A 1,961-nucleotide genomic window follows, 5' to 3' on the forward strand; every position below is an offset into this window, starting at 1 on the left:
GGGTGGCCTAGGCCACCCGCCTCCAAAGGTGATTCTTTTGACACTGCTAAAGGTTTCAGAGATCAATTTTGCCTATGGCGACAGAATGGTATTACACGATGTGTCCTTCCAGGTGGCACCCGGAGACTTTCTTGGGATCATCGGCCCTAACGGCTCGGGCAAGTCCACCTTGCTCAAGAACTTGAACCGGATCCTGCCCTACAAAGGGGGGAAGGTGGAGCTGGAAGGGATGGAGCTTTCCAAGATTCCCTACCGGGAATTGGCCCGCCGGCTGGCCTATGTGGGCCAGGACATCCAAGTGACCTTTGCCTTCACGGTGGAGGATGTGGTCCTGATGGGACGTCATCCCCACGTTCAGCGGTTCAAAGGGGAAGAAGCCTCGGATTGGCAAGTGGTGAGGGAAGTGATGGAGGCCACCGGTATTACCCATCTGTCCTCCCGGGTGATCACAGAGCTCAGCGGTGGTGAAAGGCAGCGGGTGCTATTGGCCAAGGCTTTGGCCCAGGAACCGGACCTGCTGCTTTTGGATGAGCCTACGTCCCATTTGGATATTAACCACCAGGTGGAATTCTTCGATCTGTTGCGGGAACTCAATGCCGAAAGGGGACTGACGGTGATTACGGTGCTGCACGATCTAAACCTTGCAGCCTTGTACTGTCGACAGCTTTTGCTCCTGAATCAGGGCCGGGTCTTTGCCTTTGGTCCACCGGAGGAGGTGCTGAGCAAGGAGAACATTCAACAGGTGTACCACACCCAGGTGGAGATCTATGCCCATCCTTTGACTGGCCTGCCCCAGATCCTGTTACTTCCCAAGGAACGGGAGGTCACCGGCAGCAGGATCTAAAGTACCCGCTGAAAGCTTAAATCCGCAGGCCATTGGCAGCGGTCCGAGGGCAGGATCCTTTGCCTTGGGGTGGTGTGCTGGGGACCGGGTAGGGGCCGGTGGGTCAGCCAGCGTTTCTCCAGGGCCTGTACTACGTCAAGGCAAGAGTTGAAGGGTTCATAGGGGATCTGATAATGCTTGCACCAATGGGCCAGCCGGTGTCGGGCAAAGACCAAGTCCGCATATGCTGCCGGATACATGTCGGAATTGCCATCACCCAGATAGATGACCCTCTTCCCCTGCTTCTGGAAACTGCGCACGATGCCCGCCTTGCAAGTCCCACAATGGGCACACTGGGGGTTTGCTGCTGGGAAGGCGACCTGTGCCTTTTGGTTCGGGAAGGTGAGGCGATTACAATAGACCGGGACCTGGATGTTCGCTCGGGACAACAGGTGCTGGATGTAGAAGTCAAAACCGTCGCTGGTGATCACAAAGGGGATCCCATGTTCCTGTAGAAAGTCCACTAGGGTGGGGAAATCTTCGTGTAGCCTGTACCCGTCAAGAAATTTCGCTAACTCCCTTGGGCTTGCGTCAAAGAGCTGGTATACTGTTGTATAGAAGGTTTGTGAGCCGATTTCTTGCCTAGCCAGTTTTTCATTCCAGGGTTTTGCCTGGGTACCGATAAAATGTGTGATGATGGCCTCCCCCACATCGATGGGGGTTAGTGTACCGTCAAAGTCTGAGATAACGATCAGTCTTTCCAGAATCAGTGGTCTTCCTCCTAGCCGTAGTCTTGTCCACACAAAGTAGTATATTCATCCATCGGTATTGATGTCAATTTTTTATCGGCCAAAGAGGATTTCTCTAGCGGGAGGGCGAAACTAACCCAGCAAACTATTCATGGCGGGCTTTGCCCGCAGGTGTTCGCGTTTGTTTTACACTTAGTCTGAAGAAGGAACCACAAGGAACCCCGCATCGCGTCGAGTTTTGAGGGGCTTATTTTTTCGCATATTTATCATTTTTATGTATAGTAAAGTACGGTAAACTGTGGTATAATAAAAGGTATCTATGCCTTAGGGGAGGAATACGATGAACCTCAAACAGTCCCGAAGAAAGAACGGTAGAGTATACCTCACAA

At 52.8% G+C, this 1,961-nt stretch carries 2 protein-coding genes; one reads left to right on the forward strand and one right to left on the reverse strand.

The window, feature by feature from the left end; all coding sequences use genetic code 11:
* Window positions 1-85 precede the first annotated feature (85 nt).
* Window positions 86-844, forward strand: a complete 759-nt coding sequence (locus GXX57_05270) for a heme ABC transporter ATP-binding protein (GenBank protein HHV44059.1) — start codon at window positions 86-88, stop codon at window positions 842-844.
* On the opposite strand, the gene GXX57_05275 is transcribed toward GXX57_05270, so the two are convergent.
* The gene (locus GXX57_05275; GenBank protein HHV44060.1) at window positions 841-1,626 is read right to left on the reverse strand and encodes an MtnX-like HAD-IB family phosphatase; all 786 of its coding nucleotides are present in this window, start codon (window positions 1,624-1,626) and stop codon (window positions 841-843) included. The genes GXX57_05270 and GXX57_05275 overlap by 4 nt on opposite strands.
* Window positions 1,627-1,961: the final 335 nt, after the last annotated feature.

The sequence above is a fragment of the Bacillota bacterium genome (genome assembly GCA_012839765.1).
GTDB lineage: Bacteria > Bacillota > Limnochordia > DUMW01 > DUMW01 > DUMW01.

Coding starts and splice junctions, on each gene's coding strand:
- GXX57_05270 (HHV44059.1), top strand. CDS start 86: ATGGTATTACACGATGTGTCCTTCCAGGTGGCACCCGGAGACTTTCTT.